The organism is Cupriavidus basilensis, from assembly GCF_000832305.1.
Taxonomy (GTDB): Bacteria; Pseudomonadota; Gammaproteobacteria; order Burkholderiales; family Burkholderiaceae; genus Cupriavidus; species Cupriavidus basilensis_F.
Genome location: NZ_CP010537.1, coordinates 3,609,817 through 3,631,673, shown reverse-complemented (window position 1 = coordinate 3,631,673; position 21,857 = coordinate 3,609,817). Strand labels below are relative to the sequence as shown.

Genomic DNA, 21,857 nt, shown 5'->3' with positions numbered 1-21,857 from the left:
GGGGCGGGCTGCCCGGGCGCGCGCCGGATGCCACAGGGTAGATCAGGCGGGTCGCTAGCGTCTAATATTAGATTTTTAGGATTCGATATCTTCCAGATATCAATGCGGACATCAGCGTGGACCTTCGTCAACTTCAGCAGTTCGTCGCCCTGGCCGAAACCGGCAACTTCCACCGCGCGGCCGAGCGCCTGCACATGGCGCAGCCGCCGCTATCCATCTCGATCCGCAAGCTCGAAGACGCGCTTGGCACGCCGCTGTTCGTGCGTACCTCGCGCGGGGTACGGCTGACCCAGGCTGGCGAAGCCGCGCTGCATGACGCGCGGCGCGCGCTGTTCCATGCCGGCCAGGCTCGCGCGGCGGCACTGGCGGCGGCGCACGGCGAGCGCGGCGCACTGCGCGTGGGCTTTGTGGGCTCGGCAACCTACGCCCTGCTGCCCAAGCTGATCCCGGCGTTTCGGGCCGCGCACCCGGGGATCGAGCTGATCCTGCATGAATCCACTTCGGCGTCGATCCTGGACCGGCTGGAGCGCCATCAGCTCGATGCCGGGCTGGTGCGTTTTCCCATCTTGCACAGCGGCGGCTACACGCTGATGCCGCTGGAGAACGACGAGTTCGTGGCGGCGGTGCCGGCCGATAGCCGCTTTGCCGAGCGCGATGCGATTGCGCTCAAGGCGCTCGCCGGGGAACCCTTCATCATGCATCCCAGCGCCGAGGTGCCCAACCTGCAGGCCATCGCCATGCTGCTGTGCCAGCAAGCCGGGTTCGTGCCGCGTGTGACGCAAGAGGCGGTGCAGGTGCAGACCATCGTCAGCCTGGTGGAAAGCGGCCTGGGGGTGGCGCTGGTGCCCAGCGTGGCGGCGCGCTATATCAACCGGCGCGTGCGTTTCCTGCGGCTGGCCAGCCCACGGCCGGCGGCGCGCATCGGCATCGCGCTGGCCACATCCACGGATAGCGATGACCGGCAGGTGCAGCGCTTGCTGGAGGTGGCCAGCACCGTGGTTGCCTAGGCCCGCGGATCAGGCGGGCGCGCAGCTGCCACGCGCCGCGCCGGCGCGCTCCAGCGCCACGCCCGGCAGCAGGTGCAGCAGGCGCACCAGCTCGCTCTGGCGATGGGTGCCGGTCTTGCGCAGGATGTCGCGAATATGCACGCGCACCGTGTGCGGCGAGACGAATTCGTGCTCGGCGATCTCGGCCAGGGTTTCGCCGGCGGCAAGGCGGATGGCAATCAGGCTTTCCTTGCGCGACAGGCCGAACAGCGACGTCAGCACCGAACTGTCGAGCACCGAGCGCGATTCCGAGTTGCCCATCAGCACCATCGCGAACGGCAGTTGCCACGGGCCCTCCACCGGCTGGCGGGCCACCAGCGGCAGCACGATGACGGGTACCGGCTGGCCGCCCGACGTGATGTGCATCCACGACCCGGCCGCCGCCTCGCCACCACGGGATTGCATGGCGCGGTCGAGCAGCCTTTGCAGGGTGGCGTGCAGGGTCTGGTCGTGGGTCTTGAGCACGCCGTTTTCCAGCGTGAGCTGGCTGTCGGCCTGCACCAGCGCCTCGGCCCAGATATTGGCGTAGCGCACGCGCATATCGGCTTGCAGCACCATCACGCCGAAGTCGAGCGTATCCAGCCCGGCCAGGCCAAGGGCCGCCAGGCCGCTCAACTCGAAGTTGCGCTGTTGCATGCGCGCGGCGCGGGCCCAGTGCGGCAGCACGCGCGCGAGCCGCTTGCTGCGGTGGTTCAAGTCCTGCGCCCCGTCGAACCCGGTGTCCGGGCGGCCGCCCCGGTCCGTGCCGCCCATCACCACGCAGACCTCGGCGGTATCGAGCAGGCGCACGCCATGCTCCAGGTCGGCGCCATGCGCTGGCGCGCGCCAAGGCGCGCCGTCCTGCAGGTCACCATGGTGATCGCCCGCGAGCGCGCGCCTGGGCAGGCTCGCCAGCGCATGCAGGCCCTCCGGCACGTAGGTGCCCTGCGCCGGGAAGCAGCCATGCGGGGTGACGCCGAGGCGCGCTTGCCCCGACAGCTTGTCCCAGACCAGGTAATGCGGGCTTTCGATGTCGGTATAGCGGGAGAAGAGATCCAGCGCGGCTGGCATGGCGGTGACGTCAAGCGCTGACTCGTAGATCGAATCGATCAGACGATGGAAGTCTTCATCCGCCGACGGATGTTCGCCCATAGTGTTTTCCCCGGTGGCTCTCGCCTGATCCTGCTTTGCTCTTTTTATTGGCCCGCTGGTAGCGGTACGGCTGGCTCGCTGTGGCCGGCTCCGAAGTGGCAGGTGCCACCGGACGGGGTCAGGCGCCCGGTATGCCGGGTCTGTCAGCGCTGCGCGTTACCGTGTGGCGGCATTATGCGCATGCGAGCATAACTTCGCAAACGGGGAATGTCGCCTGGGCAATTATTACAAATTATTACGGCGCCGACATGCCTGCGAAACGGGCCATGGCGGCGCAAAGCGTACCCGTTTCTGCGTGCGCTTTGGGCGCTGCATGGTGACTCAGCCTGGCCCGGGCGCACCCTTTGAAAGCGCGGCGCCGGCGCCGGCTGCCAGCTCCGTAGCCTGCGCGTCCTGCGCCGGGGGGAGCCCCGGGCTGCCCTCGACCAGCACCGTCACCCGCTGCGTGGCCATGCTGATGCCATGCTGGTCGAACTTGCGCTTGAGCCGCACGTTGAACGCGCGCGTGATTTCCGCCTGGGTCAGCGGGCGGGTCCTGAACTGGGCCAGCACCACCGAGCCGTTGGGGTCGAAGCGATCGAGGCCCAGGATGTCGAGCCCGGAAAGCAGGTTGCGCGCGTAGCGGAAATCGCGCGCAACCTCGGCGCCGGTCTCGCGGATCAGCTCGATGGCCTGGTCGAGGTCGCTACCGTACGCCACGCCGATGTTGAACACGGCAAAGGCATAGCCGCGCGACATGTTCTTGATGGCCTTGATCTGGCTGTAGGGCAGGATATGAAGCGCGCCTTTGCCGTCGCGCAGCTTGACGGTGCGGATGGTCATGGCCTCCACCGTGCCGATATGGTCGGGCAGTTCCACCGAATCGCCGATGGCGATCGAGTCCTCCACCACGATGAACAGGCCGGTGATCAGGTCCTGCACCAGGCTTTGCGCGCCAAAGCCGATGGCCAGGCCGACCACGCCGGCGCCGGCGAGCAGCGGCGTCACGTTGACGCCGAGGTTGGCCAGCACCACGATCAGCGTGACGACCAGCAGCGCGACGAACAATGCATTGCGCACCAGCGGCAGGATGGTCCTGGCTCGCAGGCTGGGCTCCTGCCCGCGGCCGTGTGCGGGCGTCAGCGTCTGGGTGATGGCCGTATCGACCAGCAGCCACAGCAGCCACGACAGCAGCACGGTGCTGGTCACGCTGAACACGGCCTCGCCGATGCGCTTGCCGAGCGCGGTGGATTCAATCACCGAGAGCAGCGACACCCCCCAGATCCGTCCGGCCAGCTCGAAGTAGGCGAACCAGATCACCACCCGCACCAGCGCTACCGCGAAGCGCCCGAAGCGCGCCAGGTAGGCCGAGCGCTGGCGGTCGCGAAAGCGCGGCGGGCGGTGCGTGGCCTTGGGCGAGCGGCCGGTGACCAGCGTCAGCAGCAGCGCGGCCACGAACAGCGCTACCGAGGCCACGGTGCGCTGCAGGAAGATGTCCGCGTAGCCGGTGGCCAGCAGCGTGCCTGCCACGGAGGCCACCACCACCGCCAGCACCGGCAGGTGCCAGCTCGCGCCTACCAGGCGCAACAGGTCCATGATCGCGGGATGCTCCTGGCGGAAAGCCAGCGGCCGGTTGCTGATGATCTGGCCGATCTGCCGGCGAAAGCGCAGCGTGAAGGCGCCGATCAGCAGCGCCGCGGCGATGTTGGCCACGGTGGAGATCAGTGCTGACAGGTTGGCGCCGAGCGAGGCGATCACGCGCGCGTCGGTCGTGGCGTCGCCCAGCGCCGCTAGCGCGCCGGTGGCGAACAGCAGCCTGCGGGAGTGCAGCAGCAGGTCGCGCACCGCGTGGGCGCGGTGCGCCGAGGTAAACAGCGCGAAGATGACCTGGCACACCGCGCCCATCACGGCGCCGGCCACCACCGAATAGGCAATCACCATGCCGGCCATGCTGGCGGGCGAGCGTTCGAACACACCGCTCGAGAGCAGCATCGCCAGGGCGAAGGCGACCACCCACGGCGCCACCCTGCGCAGCATGTAAAGCCCGACGTCCATCCAGGACGGCACCGCGGGCAGCTCATGGCGCACCGCTGGCTGCAGGCGCCGGTTGCGCACGCGTCTCACCGCCTCCCGCAGCAGCCATCCAGCGAAGAACCAGGCCGCGAGCACGGTGGAGAACTCCCGTGCCGATTGCCAGGGCGAGCGCGTCCCGTTCAGGGTCAGCGCGGCCAGCCACTCGTCGCCCGCGAAATCGATGCGCCAGCGCCAGTAGTGCCACGGCCCCTTGTCCTTGCCCAGCGACGCATCGAGATGGTCGACCGCCTCGGCCAGCGCCCCGAGCAGGCCGGGTTGTGGCGCCGACGCCGCACTGGCCCCGCCGATGCCCTTGCGCAGCGCTTGCAACTGTTCGACCAGGGCCTTGCGGTCCTTGTCGCTTTGCAGCGTGGTGATGACCTGGTCAAGCGACTGCGCGAGGGGCTCGCTGGCAGCGGGCTGCGAGGCCGGCGCGGACTCGGCCTTGACGATCGCCGCCAGCGAGGCCAGTCCGGCCGGCGCCGCCAGTGCAGGCTGCGTCGCCAGCATGGCCAGCACCAGCCAGATCAGCAGCAGTGCGCCTGGCCGGCATGCGGCCGGTATTGTGAATCGGGACCTGATCACGAGCGTCATCTCATGCGGGTGGGGATAGAGAGTACGGGACAACCCCGGGGGATGCCTGACACTGTAGCGCATTGCGGATACCGCACACGCCGTGGATTCGCGCGGCGCCGCAATCGGCGTTGCCGCTCGCGCAGGGCACCTTGCAAGGCATGTCGCATGGCGCCAGCAGCGGGCGGCGTGCAGCAGGCGTACCATGGCACAAGCCCGTGCTGGCAGGTTGTGGTCAACGGAGTGACGGTGCGGGCCGTTGAGTGAGGTATTGCGTGTCGGTCGGGTTGCGGCTGTATGCAGCCCTGTCGTTTCGTTGTCCCAATGGCATTGTTACCGCAGGAGCCTGTCATGAATGCTATGAAAGCCATGAACGCTGTTACCGCTGTTACCGCTTTGTCCGCCTCGCCCGCCTCGTTGGGCCGGCGCATCGGCTTGCCCATGCTGCTGGCCGCAGCCCTCATCATCTCGGTCCCGCACCTGGCGCGCGCTCAAACCACGCCAGCCGCTCCCGCCGCTGCCGCGCCGATGGCCAAGCCTGCCGCGCCTGCGCCGTCCGCCTCCATGCCGATGGCCAAGCCAGCCGCGCCCGCCGCCGCCGCGGCTCCGGGTGGCGGCCCTGGGCAGGTATGGGCCAACAAGTCTTCCAAGGTCTATCACTGCCCTGGCACGAAGTACTACGGCAAGACCAAGAACGGCGCTTATATGAGTGAAGCCGACGCCACCGCGCAAGGTTTCCACGCGGATCACGGCAAGGCATGCAAGTGAGCCGCGGGAAGCGCCGCCGGGAGGGCATGACATGCACCTGATCTGGATCATCCTCATCGGCTTTCTCGCCGGCCTGGTGGCGCGCATGCTCACGCCCGAGCGCGGGCCAAGCGGTTTTTTCCTGACCGCCGGCCTGGGCATCGTCGGCTCGCTCGCAGCGACCTTCCTTGGGCAGGCGCTGGGCTGGTACCGCCCGGGCCAGTCCGCCGGCTTTGTCGGCGCCGTGCTGGGCGCTGTGATCCTGCTGGCGCTGTATCACCTGGCAACGCGGCGCTAGACCGGCCGCGGATTCTTCAAGTGGCCAATGCTGCTGCCCGCGGGCAGCAGCATTCGCGCCGCGCGCAGGCGTGCTCACGCTCTCAGGCGCTTGATGTGCTTCATGTGCTTTCATGCATTCGTCGCTTCGGACGATGCGTTGCGCGCCGTCATCCCTGAATCTCCATACCACGCTGGCAAGCCCGTTTATCCGGCTCGCCGGGCTCAGGCATTCCGCCCAGGCGTAGCGCTGCGCGCCGACGGGGAACGCGGAATGCGGGGAATGGTCCAGCACGGATTCAACACGCATCATCCACACATCAACACACATCAAGACAACGCGGAGACAAAATGGAACTCAATGCATCGGTAACGGCAGTGATCACGGGCGGCGCATCGGGCCTGGGCGAAGCCACCGCGCGGGCGCTGGCGGCGCACGGCGTGCGCGTCGCCCTGTTCGACATGAACGCGGAAAAAGGCGAGGCCGTGGCGCGCGAGCTCGGTGGCGTGTTCTGCCAGGTCAACGTGACGTCGGAAGCGGAGGTTGAAGCCGGCTTCGCCAAGGCACGTGCAGCGCTCGGGCAGGAACGCATCCTGGTGAATTGCGCTGGCACTGGCAACGCCATCAAGACCGCATCGCGCGCCAAGGAAGCGCCGGACCAGATTCGCTTCTTCGCCTCGGACGCGTTCGAGCGCATCATCCAGATCAACCTGATCGGCTCCTTCCGCTGCCTGGCGCGCTCGGCCGCCGGCATGCTCACGCTGGATGCGCGCGACGGCGATCGCGGCGTCATCATCAATACCGCCTCGGTAGCGGCGCAAGACGGGCAGATGGGCCAGGCGGCGTACTCCGCGTCCAAGGCCGGCGTGGTCGGCATGACCCTGCCGATTGCGCGCGACCTGTCTGGCGAAGGCATTCGCGTCAACACCATCATGCCCGGCATCTTCAACACGCCGCTCCTGCAAGGCGCGCAGGAACACGTCAAGGCTGCGCTCGCCGCCTCGGTGCCGTTCCCCAAGCGGCTCGGCGCGCCGGAAGAATTTGCCTCGCTCGCGCTGGAGATGTGCCGCAACAGCTATTTCAATGGCGAAGCGGTGCGGCTCGATGGCGCCATCCGCATGGCCCCGCGCTGATCCGGCAGTTCAAAACAATAAAAAAGGACGCGCGCATGCAGCAGGACCGAGAGAAGGAGACGCTGATGGATTTCAGTTACCTGACCACACTGCCGCATGCGCTGCGCCACTTCGCGCAGCGGCGGCCCGACGCGGTGGCCTATGCCTTCGAAGGCAGGCTGACCACGTATCTGGCGCTGGACCGCCAGAGCGATCGTGTCGCCCAGGCGCTGGCGGCAGCAGGGGTCGGGCCCGGCGAGCGCATCGGCTATATCGGCAAGAACTGCGATCACTACTTCGAGCTGCTGCTGGGGGCAGCCAAGATGGGTGCCGTGATGGCGCCCGCGAGCTGGCGCCTGGCGCCGCCGGAGGTGGGCTATATCGTTGGTCACTCCGATGCCGCGCTGCTGTTCGTGGGACCGGAATCGGCAGACCTGGTGCGCAAACTGCTGCCCACGCTGCCGCTGGTGCGCGAGGTGATCGCCATGGAAGGCGGCCAGCCGGACTGGCCCGCCTACGTGGCCTGGCGCGACGCGCAGGCGCCCACGCCACCGGCGCACCAGCCCGCCGCGCACGACGTGGTGCTGCAGCTTTATACGTCGGGCACCACCGGCCGCCCCAAGGGCGCCATGCTGACCCACCGCAACCTGACCGCCGGCACCGAGGCCAGCGAGCGCGAAGATATCTCGTGGTCGCGCTGGACGGACGATGATGTCTCGCTGGTGGCCATGCCGGTGGCGCACATTGGTGGCTCAGGCTGGGGCTTGCGCAGCTTGCTCGCGGGGGCCAAGGGCGTGGTGGCGCGCGATTTCGATCCCGGCGCGGTGCTGGACTTCTTTGAGCGCGAGCGCGTCAGCAAGCTGTTCCTGGTGCCCGCGGCGATGCAGTTCGTGCTGCGCGATCCGCGCGCGCGAAGCATCGATTACTCCCGCCTGAAGACCTTGCTCTACGGCGCGGCGCCGATCCCGGCCGCCTTGCTGCGCGAAGGCATCGAAGTCTTCGGTTGCGGGTTTGCACAGCAGTACGGCATGACCGAGACCACTGGCACGGTGGTGGCGCTGCCGCCGGAAGATCACACCACCGACGACGTGCCGCGCATGCGGGCCGCCGGCAAGCCGCTGCCCGGCGTGGAAGTGGTGGTGGTGGACTGGGAAGGCCAGCGCCTGCCGCCGGGCGAAGTCGGCGAGCTGATGATCCGCTCGCCGCAGAACATGGCCGGCTACTGGAAGCAGCCCGACGAGACCGCGCGCACCATCGACGCTGACGGCTGGCTGCGTACCGGCGACGCCGGATTTCTCGATGCCGAGGGCTATGTCTACATCCACGACCGGGTCAAGGACATGATCATCAGCGGCGGCGAGAACGTATATCCCGCCGAGGTCGAGAGCGCGATCTATGGCCACCCGCAGGTGGCGGATGTGGCCGTGATCGGTGTGCCCGACGAAAAATGGGGCGAGGCGGTCAAGGCCATCGTCGTGCCCCGTCCCGGGCAGGCGCCGGATCGCGACAGCATCGTGGCGTGGGCGCGCGAGCGGCTGGCCGGCTACAAGATCCCCAAGAGCATCGAGTTTGCCGATGCGCTGCCGCGCAACCCGTCCGGCAAGCTACTGCGCAGGAAGCTGCGCGAGCCGTATTGGGAGGGGTACAACCGGCGCGTCAACTGAGGCTGGCGCAGCGAGCCAGTGATCATCAGGACACATTCTTTTTGAATGCCAGATTGCCGACAAATCCGGAGCACCAGCCGAAGCCGCCGAACGGGCCAAAGCCGCGTGCCATGACGACGGCTGTCTCTCCCTCTCCCCTCATGGGGAGAGGGCCGGAGGTTCCTGGGTAGGGGTGGCTTAGCTAGGAGCCACTCAGAGCGAAGCCCGTGGTGTTTTCCAGCACGACGGCATAACGAGCGCCCGCCCTCTCCCCCGGCCCCTCTCCCACACGTGGGAGAGGGGAGCAACCCTGAGCATTTGCCGAAGCCGCCGAACGCGCCAAATCCGCGTGCCATGACGACGGCTGTCTCTCCCTCTCCCCTCAGGGGGAGAGGGCCGGGGAGAGGGGTGGCTTAGCTAGGAGCCACTCAGAGCGAAGCCCGTGGTGTTTTCCAGCACGATGGCATAACGAGCGCCCGCCCTCTCCCCCGGCCCCTCTCCCACACGTGGGAGAGGGGAGCAACCCTGAGACATTTGCCGAAGCCGCCGAACGGGCCAAATCCGCGTGCCATGACGACGGCTGTCTCTCCCTCTCCCCTCCGGGGGAGAGGGCCGGGGAGGGGGTGGCTTAGCCAGGAGCCACTCAAAGCGAAGCCCGTGGTGTTTTCCAGCACGACAACGCAGAGCCGGTCTTGTCAGCAAGCTGACATTCCACTTCCGCCTGCCCCACGGAACACGTTACGTAACGCGTAACACGCAGCCGGCCCGCCGCTCGCGCATTCGCGCCTGGCAAGGGGCACCGCCAGGCCCCGCCTGCCTGGCACGCCCTCCCGCCAGCCGTTATGGCGCCTGCCTTCCCGGCCGGCGCCACCCCTGCCGCAATCCCCCTCGCATCCGCCGCGCACAACGCCTTGCCGCTGGCACACGGCTTGCGGTATTGCCTGTGACAACGTTGCCGCGAACACCAGCCAAGCCGGATGGGCACGTCGTTGCCAAAGGGGGAGCAGATGGAACCGGAACGCAGCAGCTCGCACGCAGGCACGCCGTCATGAATGCGCTCCTGCTTGAAGACAACCCGCTCTTGCGGCTCGGCCTGCTGCGCATGCTGGGTGGCGTCGAGGGCCTGGGCCACGTGATCTGCGTGGATCCGGCCGATCTCGCCATGCTGCAGGGGCAGATGAACGACATCGGGCTGGTGATCCTCGGCTTGCCGCCAGCGCAGGATCGCGCGCGCGCGTTGCTGGAGACCGCACGCACCGTGCTATCGGTGCAGTACCTGCTGCTGCTGGTCGATGGCACGCTACCGCCCGTGGTGCCGCTGGACCTGGCGTGGGGCATCTGCAGGTGGCTGCCCAAGGCGTCATCGCTGGCGGCGATCGAGGCGGCGATCCGGCTGGTGCTGGCCGATGACGCGCGCTGGCGCCAGCCGGCCCCGCACCCCTCGGCGCCTTTGCAGGCACTGGCGACGCAAGGCGAGCGCATCGACCTGTTGCGCGAGGAGGCGCGCATGTTGAAGCTCACGCCGCGCCAGTACGAGGTGCTGGTCCTGCTGTCGCACGGCTATGCGCTCAAGACCGTGAGCCGCCTGCTCAATATCTCGGTGGCGACCGTGAAGAGCCATGTCGCGCTGCTGTACCAGCGCCTGCAGGTCAGCAACAAGAGCGAAGCCATCCATGCCGCGCGCCAGCGCGGCGCCAGGTTCCAGACGCTCGGCAGTCACGGCAGCAATGATCGTGGCGCGGCCCGCGTCTGGCCCTAACCCCAGTTTCCCGTTCAGGAGAGCACCATGCGCAATCACACCGTCAGGGACGCGGAAATCGCCGCCGCCATCGACGCCACCCTGCTGCGCCGCCGGCAGCAGTTTGACGGCCAGCCAGCCGCATGGCATGTGCTGTGCGAAGCGGCGCACGTCGCCACGCTGGGCGATCCGGCGCGCCGGGCCTTCATCGCGCGCGTGGCGGCCAGCCGTGGCGCCGACATCGCCCTGCGCCTGCTGCTCAAGGCGGAATCGATCCGGGCCACGGTGACCGCGGCGCTGGAAGCCGGCGAAGAGGTCGACGCCGGCCAGCCGGCCGTGCCCTTTGTCGAGTGCGCGGGCTGCGAGAATTACAGGGATGTCGAAGGGCCGGCAGCCGGCATGGCCGCCTCGCAGGAACGCAGCCCGGCGGGCGGGCTGCTGCACTGACGTGGCTTACAGCCCAAGCACCAGCTTGGCGATGATGTTGCGCTGGATCTCGTTGGAGCCGGCGTAGATCGATGCCTTGCGGTAGTTGAAATAGCGCGGCGCCAGCGGCGCGGCATAGTCGGGGCCCACCTTTGGCCCCGTGGCGCGTCCCTGCAATTCGCCCCAGCCGTCCTGCACGAAGGGCAGCGCGTATGGGCCGGCGGCTTCGACCGCCAGCTCGCTGATGGCCTGGATGGTCTCAGTGCCCACCAGCTTGAGCATGCTGGAGGCGGCGCCGATCGAGGTGCCCGAGCTCACGTTGGAAAACAGCCGCAGCTCGCTCGCCTCCAGCGCGGCCGCGCGCATGTGCAACTCGGCCAGCTTGCGGCGAAAACCCGGGTCGTCGAGCAAGCGAGCGCCATCTTCGCCGGGCTCTTTCTCCGCGATGCGCGCCACCTTGGCCAGTTGCTGGCGCAACATCGGGCCGTAGCTGCCGCCGCGCTCGAACTCAAGCAGGTACTTGGCGTAGGTCCAACCCAGGCCCTCCTCGCCGATACGGTTTTCCACCGGCACGCGCACATCTTCAAAGAAGACCTGGTTGACTTCCTGCTGTCCCTCGACCGGGCCATCCAGCGTGGGCAGCGGCGCCACCGTGATGCCGGGCGTGCGCATGTCCACCAGCACGAAGGAGATGCCGTCCTGGCGGCGCGCGTCGCGGCTGGTGCGCACCAGGCAGAACATCCAGTCGGCCCACTGCGCGTGCGTGGTCCAGATCTTGGAGCCGTTGAGGATGTAGTGCTCGCCGTGCGCGTCGTTCCCGCGCTCGGCGCGCATCTGCAGCGAGGCCAGGTCGGAGCCGGAGTTGGGTTCCGAGTAGCCCTGGCACCACCAGATGTCGGAGCGCAGGATGGGCGGCAGGAAGCGCGCCTTTTGCGCCGGAGTGCCGTATTTCATGATCACCGGCGCCACCATCTTCAGGCCCATCGGCGACACCGTCGGGCAGCCGGCGGCAGCCGTCTCTGCCTGGAACAGGTAGCGCTGCGCCGGGGACCAGCCCGGGCCGCCATATTCCTCGGGCCAGTTGGGCGCGGCCCAGCCGCGCTCGAACAGCTTCTTCTGCCAGCGCACCTGGCCTTCCTTGTCGAGGTAGCCATTCTTGGTGCGTGCCATCAGGGCCTTGAGGCCGGGGTCGAAGGCTTCCTTGATCCAGGCACGGACCTCGTCGCGGAACTGCAGCTCTTGCGGGGAGAAATCGAGATTCATCGATGGGCCTCGGGATGTTCGTCAGTGCGGGGCAGGAATGCGCAGGCTCACGCGGCAACCGGGTACAGCAGGTCGGCGTAGCGGCGCAGGTGGTGTTCGGCGGAGCCAAACTGCAGGTCGATCGCGGTGACGCGCTTGAAGTAGTGGCCAACCGCCAGCTCCTCCGTTACGCCCATGCCGCCATGGATCTGCACCGCGGCCTGGCCGACGAACCTGCCGGCCTGCCCGGCCTGCGCCTTGGCGGCGCTGGCTGCCAGCGCGCGCTGCGTGGGCTGCGCGCCAACCTGCATGGCGGCGACTTGCGTCAGCGCCACGGTTTGCTCCAGTTGCACATACATGTCGGCCATGCGGTGCTGCAGCACCTGGAAGGTGGCAATGGGTACGCCAAACTGCTTGCGCTGGCGCGCGTAGTCGACCGTGTCGCCGAGCATGCGGCTCATGGCGCCGCCGGCTTCGGCGCACAGCGCTACCGCAGCCTCGTCGCTCAGGCGCTCGATCAGCGTCAGCGCCTCGCCCTCGGCGCCCAGCAAGCCACCATCCGGCACGAAGACGTTGTCCAGGCGTATGTCGGCGGCCCGGGAGCCATCCACGGTGGGGTATTCCTGCAGCGTCACGCCGGGCGCGTCGCGCGCGATCCAGAACAGGCTGATGCCGTCCCGGTCGCGCCGGCTGCCGCCGGTGCGCGCGCTGACCACCAGGTGCGTGGCCCACGGCGCGGCCACCACCACGGCCTTGTGGCCGTCAAGGCGCCAGCCGCCTTGCGCGCGGGCTGCGCTGGCCTGTACATCGTGCAGGCAGTAGCGGCTGCGCGGCTCGGCGTGCGCCCAGGCCACGGTGGCCTCGCCGCCGATGATGGCAGGCAGCCAGCTGGCTGCCAGCGTCTCGCTGCCATGCAGCAAGGCCCCGCCGCCGAGCACAACGGTAGACAGGTAGGGTTCGACCACCAGGTGGCGGCCGAACTGCTCCATCACGATCGTGTGTTCGACGGCATTGCCGCCGAGCCCGCCAAAGCGTTCCGGGAACGCGGCGCCCAGCAGCCCCAGCTCCTGCGCCAGGGCCTGCCAGCAGGACGCCCGCCAGCCAGCGGGCGAGCGGATTGCCGCCTGGCGGGCTTCGAAGCTGTAGTGGTCGGCCAGGTAGCGCGCGAGCGTGTCGCGCAACATCGATTGTTCTTCGCTGAATTGGAAATCCACGGTGGTTCCTTGGCGCGGTTGCTGGGGCACTTGCCATTATGTGAAGAGGCCGCCGGTTCGCATCGTCGGATGCGACGAATCGCCCCCGCGCGCGGCGCGCGGCACGGGCGGCCACAGCGGCGTTTGCGGCATTGCATCAAGGCGCGTTCGTCGCATCCGACGATGCCCGCCCGGGGTGCCTGTCCCGACAATGTGCCGCACGCAATGCCATCCCTGCCGGTTCCGCGATACCGAAGTTTCCAACGCACCCAGTCACCCAGTTCGGCCACACCCACTTCCAGGAGGGTCAGTCATGCACCCGCATGTTCATGCGCAGCGCACCCCGGACAAGCCGGCCATCATCATGGCCGGCGGCACCGTCGTTACTTACCGCGAGCTCGACGAGCGCTCCAACCAGGCGGCGCGGCTGTTCCGCGACCACGGGCTGCAGCCGGGCGACCGCGTGGCCTTCCTGCTGGAGAACCACCCGCGCCTGTTCGAGCTGTGCTGGGGCGCGCAACGCTCGGGGTTGATCTACGTGTGCATCAGCACGCGCCTGAACGTGGACGACGCCGCGCATATCGTGGCCGACAGCGGCGCCAGGATGCTGGTCACCTCGCATGCGCAGGCCGCCGTGGCGCAGGGCGTGGCGGCCAAGGTGCCAGGCCTGGTCGCGCGCCTGATGATGGACGGCGCGGTGCCGGGCTTCGCCGCCTACGAGACGGCGCTGGCCCGGTACCCCGGGTGGCGCATCGAGGACGAATGCGCGGGCACCGACATGCTGTACTCCTCCGGCACCACCGGCCGCCCCAAGGGTGTCTTCACGCCGCCGGCCAACCAGCAGATCGACGTGCCTGGCACCATGGTGCTGATGTGCCAGTCCCTCTACCAGTTTGGGACGGACACGCGCTACCTCTCGCCGGCTCCCCTCTACCACGCCGCGCCGCTGCGCTACAACATGGCGGTGCAGCAGCTCGGCGGCACCTCGGTGGTGATGGAGCATTTCGACGCGGAAGCATTCCTGCGCCTGCTGGCACTGCACCGCATCACGCATACCCAGGTCGTGCCGACCATGTTCTCGCGCATGCTCAAGCTGCCCGAGGATGTGCGCCTGCGCCACGACGTGTCCTCGCTGCGCTTTGCCGTGCATGCCGCCGCGCCCTGCCCGGTGGCCGTCAAGGAGCAGATGATCGACTGGTGGGGGCCGATCATCTGGGAGTACTACGCCGGCACGGAGGGCAACGGCTCCACCGCCGTGGGTTCGGCCGACTGGCTCACCCATAAAGGCACGGTGGGCCGTGCCTCCATTGGCCAGCTGCGCATCTGCGACGACAGCGGCGCGCTGCTGCCGCCGGGCGAGCCCGGCACCATCTACTTCGCCGAGGGGCGCAGCTTCGTCTACCACAACGATCCCGACAAGACCGCGCAGTCGCGCCACCCGGTGCACGCCGGCTGGACCACGCTGGGCGACGTCGGCTACGTGGACGAGGAGGGCTTTCTCTACCTGACCGACCGCAAGGCCAACATGATCATCTCGGGCGGGGTCAACATCTATCCGCAGGAGGCCGAGAACCTGCTGATGACCCATCCCGAGGTCATGGACGTGGCAGTGATCGGGGTGCCAAACGAGGACTTTGGCGAGGAGGTCAAGGCGGTGGTGCAGCCACTCGACATGGCGCGCGCCAGCCCGGCCCTGGCCGACGAGCTGCTGGCCTTCTGCCGCACCCATCTGTCGGCCATCAAGTGCCCTCGCTCGGTGGACTTTGCCGCCGAGCTGCCGCGCCTGCCCACCGGCAAGCTGCTCAAGCGGCTGCTGCGCGAACGCTACTGGGCGGGGCGGGAGAACAAGCTGGTATAGCTTGCCTGTGTGGCCGGCATGGGGGGCGGCAAGCGGTATTGGGGCTTGCATCGGGGCCGCGTCGCGTGCCGGGCGGGCGTTTACGCCATAATCAGCCGTTCGATCCCTGGCGCATGTGGCGCCAGCAGCCGGCAAGCATAAGCCGGCGCCGATCGCGTGGCATCCACAGCTCGTGGATGCCGCCGCCAACAGGAAGACACGGCGAATGGCAACAATCGAGGAGACCAGCGCGGGCCAACGGGGCGCCGCCCGCGCCGCCACGCTGGTGGCGAAGCTGCGCCCGCCCATGCTGACCCCGTTCCAGGTGGAGCGCCGCGCCATTTGCGACGCGGTGTGCGCTGCCGGCTTCGTCAAGCTGGTGCTGGTGCGCGCGCCGGCCGGGTTCGGCAAGACTACCGCCATGCTGCAATGCCGGGCGCGGCTGGACGCCGAAGGCGTGGCCACCGCCTGGCTCACGCTGGACCGCGCGGACAATGACGCCACGCGTTTTCTCGGCTCGCTCGAAGCCGCCTTCGCGCTGGTGCTGCGCAAGGGCGGCGCGCCGCTCGCCGCGGCCCAGCCTGCGCCGCAGTCGGCAGGCGAGCACGCGCTTGCGCTGATCGACCGCATGGCGGCCCACGACCGCCCCTTCACGCTGTTCCTGGATGACTTCGAGGCCTTGCAGAACCCCGCCGTGGCCGGCCTGGTCTGGCAGGTGGTGGAGCATTTGCCACCCGGCGCCCGCCTGGTGGTGGGCACGCGCTGGGTGCCGGAGTCGGGGCTGGCGCGGCTGCGCGCGCGCGGCGAGCTGCTGGAGATCGAGCCGGCCCAGCTGCGCTTCACCGCCGACGAGACCGATTCCTTCCTGCGCCGCGCACGCGGCCTGGCGTTGCAGCCCGCGGCCATCTCCACGCTGCACCGGCGCACCGAGGGTTGGGCGACGGCGTTGTGGCTGGCGTCGGTGGCGCTGGAGCGGCGTGGCCAGCCGGACGCCTTCATCGCCGGCTTTTCCGGCTCGAACGCCGCGATTGCCGATTACCTGGTGGAGGACGTCTACCTGCACCTGCCCGATGCGGTGCGTGCATTCCTGTTGCGCACCTCCATCCTTGACCAGCTCAGCGGGCCGTTGTGCGATGCCGTGAGCGGCACCGCCGACAGCGAGGAGATCCTCGCCTGGCTGGAGCGGGCCAACCTGTTCCTGATGCCGCTGGATGGCGAGCGCCACGGCGGCGCGGAGCCGCCTGCTCAGACCCATCAGCCCAATGTGCGCTGGTACCGCTATCACAGCCTGTTCTCCAGCTTCCTGCGTGCGCAGCTGCAGCAGGCCATGCCGCACGAAGTGCCGGCCTTGCAGATGGCCGCCTCGCGCTGGTACGAGCAGCAGGGCCGGCCGGTGCCGGCCATCGAGCATGCGCTGGCGGCCGGCGCGGTGGACCACGCGCTGCCGCTGCTGGCGGGCAAGGTGGACGAGTTGCTGGCGCAGGGCCGCATGCGCCTGCTGACGCGCTGGCTGGACGCGGTGCCGGCCGACGCACTGGCCGCGTGGCCCAAGCTGCAGATCGCCCATGTGTGGGCGCTGTCGTTTACGCGCGGCCCGGCCGACGCCATTGCGCTGCTGCAGACCATCCCGCTGGCCGGCGCCGAGGGCGACCTGCTGGCGCATGTGCGCGCGCTGCGCCATATGCTGCTGAACATGATGGACCGCTTCGACGAGGCGCGTGCCTGCAGCCGCGACGATCCGCTGCCGCTGCCCATGGGCTATCCGTTCCCGGACTCCATCCTGGCCACCTCGATGGCGCGCATGGCCGCCGTTACCGGCGACTACCGCGAGGCGCGGCGCCTGCTGGGCGTGGCCCGGCAGGTCGTGCGCGGCTCCGACAGCAACTTCAACAAGATCTTCTCGGAATCGGTGGAGGGGCTGATCGACCTGCGCCAGGGCCGCCTGCAGCAGGCGCTGGCGCGGTTTCGCATTGCCGCCAGCACGATGCTGCCGAACCGCTACGGCCCTACCAACGGCAACGCCATGGCCGGCATCCTGCTGGCCGATGCGCTCTACGAGATCAACGAGCGCGAGCGCGCGGAGCGCCTGCTCACCGTGTACGTGCCGCTTGCGCGCGACCTCGGCCTGCCCGACCAGATCATCACCGGCCATACCGTACTGGCCCGCATTGCCTACGACCGCGGCGACGTGGACGGCGCGCACGAATGGCTGGCCGCCCTCGAGCACCTTGGCCATCATCGCGGCCTGCCACGGCTGGTGCTGGGCGCCATGCTCGAGCGTGCCCGCCTGGCGCTGCTGCAAGGCAATCAGCATGCCGCCGAGCAAGCGCTGCAGCACGCAGCCGACCCGGCGCTGTGGCGCGCGCGTCCCGGCCTGAGCGCGGTCAGCTCGTTCGCCAACGACCTGGAAGACGTGGTCATGGGGCGCCTGCGGCTGGCGCTGTTTACCGAGCCCTGCGTGCGCACGCGCGAGGCCATCGAGACGGAACTCGCCGCCACCGAGCGCGCGCAGCTGATGCGCAGGGCGCTCAAGCTGCGCATCCTGCTGGCGCTGGCTTGCCAGCGCAGCGGCGACGCGCCCCAGGCGTTGCAGGCGATGGGCGAAGCGCTGCGCTTCGGCGCGGCGGAAGGCTTCATCCGCATCTTCGCCGACGAGAGCACTGACGTGCGCCGGCTGGTGGCCGAGGCCTGCCTGCGCCAGGGCAGCGCGCTGCCCGCAGGGTATGTGGAGCGCCTGCTGCAAGCCTGCGGCGGCGCGCCGGAGCCAGTGGACCCGGCCGCGATGCAGGCGCGCCATGGGCTGCTGGAACCGCTCACGCCCAAGGAGCAGAAGGTGCTGCAACTGCTGGCCGAGGGCTTCTCCAATGTGGCGATGGCGGATCGGCTCTTTGTCTCGGAGACCACCGTGCGCACCCACCTGCGCAATATCAGCGCCAAGCTGCGGGCCAGCAATCGCACGCAGGCGGTTGCCATCGCGCGGCAACTGGGATTGCTGTAGCGGCCCTCAGGCGCATTCATTTCAAGGTGACGAAGATTCGGGGTTCCGCTTCGCACGCCTGTGGCGTGGTGGCGTGGTGGGGCGCCGGGATCGTTCATCGGGGCTCCGGGTCGAGATCGAGGCAATGGCTATTCGTCATCGTCACCGCCGAGATCCAGCAGCGCGGCAGGTATGCCGGTGCGGGCTCCCCAGCCATAGATGCCCAGCGCGATGAGCGCCACCAGGCCTGTGTCCCACGGATGGCTGATCGCGCCGATGCCGCCAAAAGTGCCAAGGTATGACGCCACGATGATCAGCAGGTAGAAGGCGATCAGCCACAGCGACGACTTCACCTGTTGCGCCAGGCTCAGGCGATGGGTGGGTACCGCGCGCCTGCATAGCAGGTAGACCACGAACATGGCGATCTGCAGTCCCAGCAGCCAGGACACCGTGCCCCAGCCGGACCAGTACACGATCAGCGCGGCGATGATGAACGAGAGCGGGCCGAGCACGGCTAGCCACCTGACCCGGAACGGCCGGTGCAGGCTGGGTGCGTTGCGGCGCAATGCGGCTACCGTGACGGGCGCGACCGCATAGCTCAGCACCAGTGCGGCCGACACCACGTTGATCATGGCCTCCCACGAGGGAAAGGGCAGGGTCCAGAACACCGACAGCGCGAAGGTCAGCCACAAGGCCGGCCGCGGAATCCCCGAGGCCGCATCGATTCGGGAGAACGACTTGAAGAAGGTGCCGCCGCGCGCCCAGCCATAGACCACGCGGGGCGTGGCGTTCATGTAGATATTGCCGGTACCGCTGGGCGAGATCACCGCGTCGGAGACCACCAGGAACGCCAGCCAGCCCACGCCGAGCGCCAGCGCGATATCGCGGTAAGGCAGCGCGAACGCCTGGCCGACGCCGCGCCAGCCATCCGACAGCGTCTCGGTCGGCACGCCGCCGAGAAAGGCGATCTGCAGCAGCACGTAGATCAGGGTGGACAGCAAGACCGACAGGATCAGCGCGATGGGAATGGTGCGCTGTGGCGAGCGGACTTCGCTGGCCACCGAGATGATCGGCGTCAGCCCGAGGTACGCAAAGATGATGCCCCCGGCGGAGACCGCGGCCTGGATGCCGGACAGCCCGAACGGTGCGAAGCCATGCACCTGCAGGTTGGCGGGCTTGAAATGCGTGAACAGCACCACGATGACCAGCAGTGGCACCACGAACTTGAATACGCTGACGATGTTGTTGGCGCGCGCGAAGGTCTTGACGCTGTAGTAGTTGAGCACGAAGAACAGGCACAGCATCGCGAACTGCAGCGCCCAGCCGGGCAGGGTCGGATTGCTCGATCCCGGCTGGCTCAGGAAGGGGAACCAGGCCGCCGCATACTGGCGTGCGGCCACGACTTCGATGGCGATCAGGCTGGAGAAGGCGATCAGCGTGATCAGGCCCATCAGGTAGCCCATCAGCTCGCCATGGGAAAAGACCGGGTAGCGGATGATGCCGCCCGCGCGCGGCAGTGCCGCGCCCAGCTCGCAGTAGACGATGCCGAGCAGCAGCACGGCAAATCCGCCCAGCAGCCAGGAGATGATGCCGGCGGGTCCGGCGATGGCGGACACGTGGCTGGCGGCGAATAGCCATCCGGATCCGAAGATCGCGCCCAGGCCGATAAAGGTGAGATCGGTCAGCGAGAGCTGCCGCTTGAACTTGCCTTGCACTGGAGACATGGGGACTCCTTGGTCATCGGGGGATGGTCGTCCGGACGATGTGCCCGCCCGTGCGCGATGGCGAGCGGGTGGATGGCGGCCGCGCGGGCCGGCGGCGCGGTCTCAGGCCCGCAGGCCGACGTCCGGCAGCGCCGGGCGTGTGGCCATGGCCTGAGCGACCACCGTCATCACCTGTGCCAGTGCTTCGCCCTGCAGCGGCATGCGCGGCGGCCGCGTGACCGCGCTCCCACGCCCGGTGAGTTCCTCGCACAGCTTGATGCACTGGACCAGGTCCGGGCGCGCGTCCAGGTGCAGCAGCGGCATGAACCAGCGGTATAGCGCCAGCGCTTCGTCGAAGCGCCGTTGGCGGGCCAGGCGGAACAGCGTCTCGCCTTCCTTCGGGAAGGCGTTGGACATGCCCGAGATCCAGCCATCGGCCCCCACGGCAATGCTCTCCAGCACCACGTCGTCCAGCCCGGCGAACAGCACGAAGCGGTCGCCCACGGCGTTGCGCAGGTCGATGAAGCGGCGCGTATCGCCGGAGGAGTCCTTGAAGCAGACGATGTTCTCGCAATCGGCGAGCGAGACCAGGATGTCCGGCGTGATGTCGCTGCGGTAGACCGGCGGGTTGTTGTAGAGCATGACCGGCAGGTCCGTGGCGGTGGCGATGTCGCGGAAGTGCGCGGCGGCTTCGTGCGGCTTGGCGGAGTAGACCAGCGCCGGCATCACCATCACGCCGTCGACGCCGGCGCGCGCCGCTTCGGTCACCATGTCCCGGGCGAAGGCGGTGGTGAATTCGGCAATGCCCGCGATGACCGGGACGCGGCCCCTGGCGGCGTCTTTCGCCGCTTCGATGACGGCAAGTTTTTCCCTGGCGGACATCGATGTGTTCTCGCCCACCGTGCCGCACACCACCAGGCCGCAGACCCCGTCGGCGACCAGGTTGCACATCACCTTGTGGGTGGCTTCGATATCCAGCGAGTAATCGGCCTTGAATTGCGTGCTGACGGCGGGGAACACACCGCTCCAATGGATGGCGTTGCGGCTCATATCGTCTCCTTTCGTGTACGTGGGGCGTGCCGGCATGGCATCACCTGGCCACCAGCCTTCAGGTTCGCAGTTGCGCGCCGTCGGGGCTTGAGACTTTCCGTAAAGAAGGTGGACGAAATCGGCACAATGCGAGCCTCGCTCCAGGCGCGGCCGCGCGAGTGGGTTCGACGCGCGCGGCCTTTTTGCGTGATTGCGTGATTGCGCCTCAATCGTGCGCGCCTGGCCTGCCGGCTGGCGGCCTGAATTGCCGCGGCGTCAGCCCGGTCAGGGCCTTGAACTGCCGGCTGAAGGCGCTGTGATCGGTATAGCCGCACTCGAGCGCGATGTCGGTGATCGGCATATCGGTGGACAGTAGTTCGGACGCGCGCTCCAGCCTCGCCTTGTGGATCATCTGGCGCGGCGTCAGGTGGAAGATGCGCTTGCAGTAGCGCTCGAGCTGCGCCGCCGACAGGCCGGCCAGCCCCGTCAGTTCGGATAGCAGGATGGGGCGCATGTAGTGCTCGCGGATATAGGTGTCCACCGCCGCCAGCCGCTGGTAGGCCGGATGCGTATCCCTGGCGAAGCGCAGGTCGTGGGAGATGCCGGCCATGCCGATGATGGCGCCGCCGCGATCCAGCAAGGGGCGCTTGCAGGTCATGCACCAGCCTGCGTCGCGCGCGGGATAGAGATGCAACTCGAGCTGCTGCGCAATGGCGCAGCCGGTATCCAGGACGCGCCGGTCTTGCTCCGTGTAGCGCTGGCCGAGATGAGCGGGAAAGACCTCGGCCGACGTCTTGCCAAGCAGGGGCTCGATGCGCTTGAAGCCGCAGCGGGCGGCCAGCGTGAGGTTGGCGACCAGATAGCGCGCCTGGCGGTCCTTGATGAAGAACACCACGTTGGGAATGGCGTTCAGCAACGGCGTGATCAGCGATATGGCATCGAGCAGGGTAGCCATGTCGCGCGGGCGCTGCTTCGCTATGCCCGCGCAGATGCCGGCGAGGTGCGTGATGTTGTCGGCTTCGTCCTGGCTTGCCGTTGCTGGCGAGGGCTGCCGGGGCAGGAAGGCGGGGGCGCAGAGGGAGAGGGAGAGCGATGTCGGCATACTGTCTCCTGAGGACTTTCTAGTTCGTC

At 68.3% G+C, this 21,857-nt stretch carries 16 protein-coding genes; 9 read left to right on the top strand and 7 right to left on the bottom strand.

Annotated elements, in window-relative coordinates:
- Positions 1–116: 116 nt before the first annotated feature.
- Positions 117–1,007, top strand: coding sequence for a LysR substrate-binding domain-containing protein (locus RR42_RS36440; RefSeq protein ID WP_043357197.1), 891 nt, complete (start codon positions 117–119; stop codon positions 1,005–1,007).
- 9 nt (positions 1,008–1,016) lie between these two features.
- Here RR42_RS36440 and RR42_RS36435 read toward each other — a convergent pair whose 3' ends face one another.
- Together RR42_RS36435 and RR42_RS36430 are read right to left on the bottom strand one after the other, a co-directional pair.
- Positions 1,017–2,177, bottom strand: a complete 1,161-nt coding sequence (locus tag RR42_RS36435) for a helix-turn-helix transcriptional regulator (RefSeq protein ID WP_043357196.1) — start codon at positions 2,175–2,177, stop codon at positions 1,017–1,019.
- A 321-nt stretch (positions 2,178–2,498) separates the two neighbouring features.
- A complete protein-coding gene (locus RR42_RS36430; protein WP_082055244.1) occupies positions 2,499–4,823 on the bottom strand; it encodes a mechanosensitive ion channel family protein in 2,325 nt (774 codons plus the stop codon).
- A gap of 330 nt (positions 4,824–5,153) precedes the next feature.
- On the opposite strand from RR42_RS36430, the gene RR42_RS36425 reads away from it, so the two are divergent.
- The 6 genes from RR42_RS36425 to RR42_RS36400 all read left to right on the top strand — a co-directional run bounded on the left by RR42_RS36425 (position 5,154) and on the right by RR42_RS36400 (position 10,766).
- The gene (locus RR42_RS36425; protein ID WP_236702132.1) at positions 5,154–5,570 is read left to right on the top strand and encodes a signal protein; all 417 of its coding nucleotides are present in this window, start codon (positions 5,154–5,156) and stop codon (positions 5,568–5,570) included.
- A 31-nt stretch (positions 5,571–5,601) separates the two neighbouring features.
- On the top strand, positions 5,602–5,847 hold the full coding sequence (locus RR42_RS36420; RefSeq protein WP_043357195.1) for a GlsB/YeaQ/YmgE family stress response membrane protein: 246 nt from the start codon (positions 5,602–5,604) through the stop codon (positions 5,845–5,847).
- Positions 5,848–6,176: 329 nt separating this feature from the next.
- The gene (locus RR42_RS36415; RefSeq protein WP_043357193.1) at positions 6,177–6,959 is read left to right on the top strand and encodes an SDR family NAD(P)-dependent oxidoreductase; all 783 of its coding nucleotides are present in this window, start codon (positions 6,177–6,179) and stop codon (positions 6,957–6,959) included.
- Between the two features lie 65 nt (positions 6,960–7,024).
- Entirely contained in the window at positions 7,025–8,602 is a 1,578-nt protein-coding gene (locus RR42_RS36410; RefSeq protein ID WP_043358564.1) for a fatty acid--CoA ligase, read from the top strand.
- A gap of 1,027 nt (positions 8,603–9,629) precedes the next feature.
- Positions 9,630–10,340 (top strand): helix-turn-helix transcriptional regulator, encoded by a 711-nt coding sequence (locus RR42_RS36405; RefSeq protein WP_043357191.1) that lies wholly within the window; start codon positions 9,630–9,632, stop codon positions 10,338–10,340.
- Between the two features lie 27 nt (positions 10,341–10,367).
- The gene (locus RR42_RS36400; protein WP_043357189.1) at positions 10,368–10,766 is read left to right on the top strand and encodes a DUF7696 family protein; all 399 of its coding nucleotides are present in this window, start codon (positions 10,368–10,370) and stop codon (positions 10,764–10,766) included.
- A gap of 6 nt (positions 10,767–10,772) precedes the next feature.
- Here RR42_RS36400 and RR42_RS36395 read toward each other — a convergent pair whose 3' ends face one another.
- Both RR42_RS36395 and RR42_RS36390 read right to left on the bottom strand, forming a co-directional pair.
- Entirely contained in the window at positions 10,773–12,008 is a 1,236-nt protein-coding gene (locus tag RR42_RS36395) for an acyl-CoA dehydrogenase family protein (protein WP_043357187.1), read from the bottom strand.
- A gap of 47 nt (positions 12,009–12,055) precedes the next feature.
- Positions 12,056–13,201, bottom strand: coding sequence for an acyl-CoA dehydrogenase family protein (locus RR42_RS36390; protein WP_043357185.1), 1,146 nt, complete (start codon positions 13,199–13,201; stop codon positions 12,056–12,058).
- Between the two features lie 292 nt (positions 13,202–13,493).
- Here RR42_RS36390 and RR42_RS36385 point away from each other — a divergent pair, with 292 nt between their 5' ends.
- Positions 13,494–15,038 carry an AMP-binding protein gene (locus RR42_RS36385; protein WP_043357183.1) on the top strand — a complete coding sequence of 515 codons (1,545 nt, stop codon included), beginning with the start codon at positions 13,494–13,496 and terminating at the stop codon, positions 15,036–15,038.
- Between the two features lie 205 nt (positions 15,039–15,243).
- Complete coding sequence (locus RR42_RS36380; protein ID WP_043357180.1) at positions 15,244–18,015, top strand: LuxR C-terminal-related transcriptional regulator; 2,772 nt, start codon at positions 15,244–15,246, stop codon at positions 18,013–18,015.
- A gap of 128 nt (positions 18,016–18,143) precedes the next feature.
- Here RR42_RS36380 and RR42_RS36375 read toward each other — a convergent pair whose 3' ends face one another.
- The 3 genes from RR42_RS36375 to RR42_RS36365 all read right to left on the bottom strand — a co-directional run bounded on the left by RR42_RS36375 (position 18,144) and on the right by RR42_RS36365 (position 21,828).
- Positions 18,144–19,718, bottom strand: a complete 1,575-nt coding sequence (locus RR42_RS36375; protein WP_043357178.1) for an APC family permease — start codon at positions 19,716–19,718, stop codon at positions 18,144–18,146.
- A 102-nt stretch (positions 19,719–19,820) separates the two neighbouring features.
- A complete protein-coding gene (locus tag RR42_RS36370; RefSeq protein WP_043357176.1) occupies positions 19,821–20,747 on the bottom strand; it encodes a dihydrodipicolinate synthase family protein in 927 nt (308 codons plus the stop codon).
- 205 nt (positions 20,748–20,952) lie between these two features.
- On the bottom strand, positions 20,953–21,828 hold the full coding sequence (locus RR42_RS36365) for an AraC family transcriptional regulator (RefSeq protein ID WP_144410054.1): 876 nt from the start codon (positions 21,826–21,828) through the stop codon (positions 20,953–20,955).
- Positions 21,829–21,857: the final 29 nt, after the last annotated feature.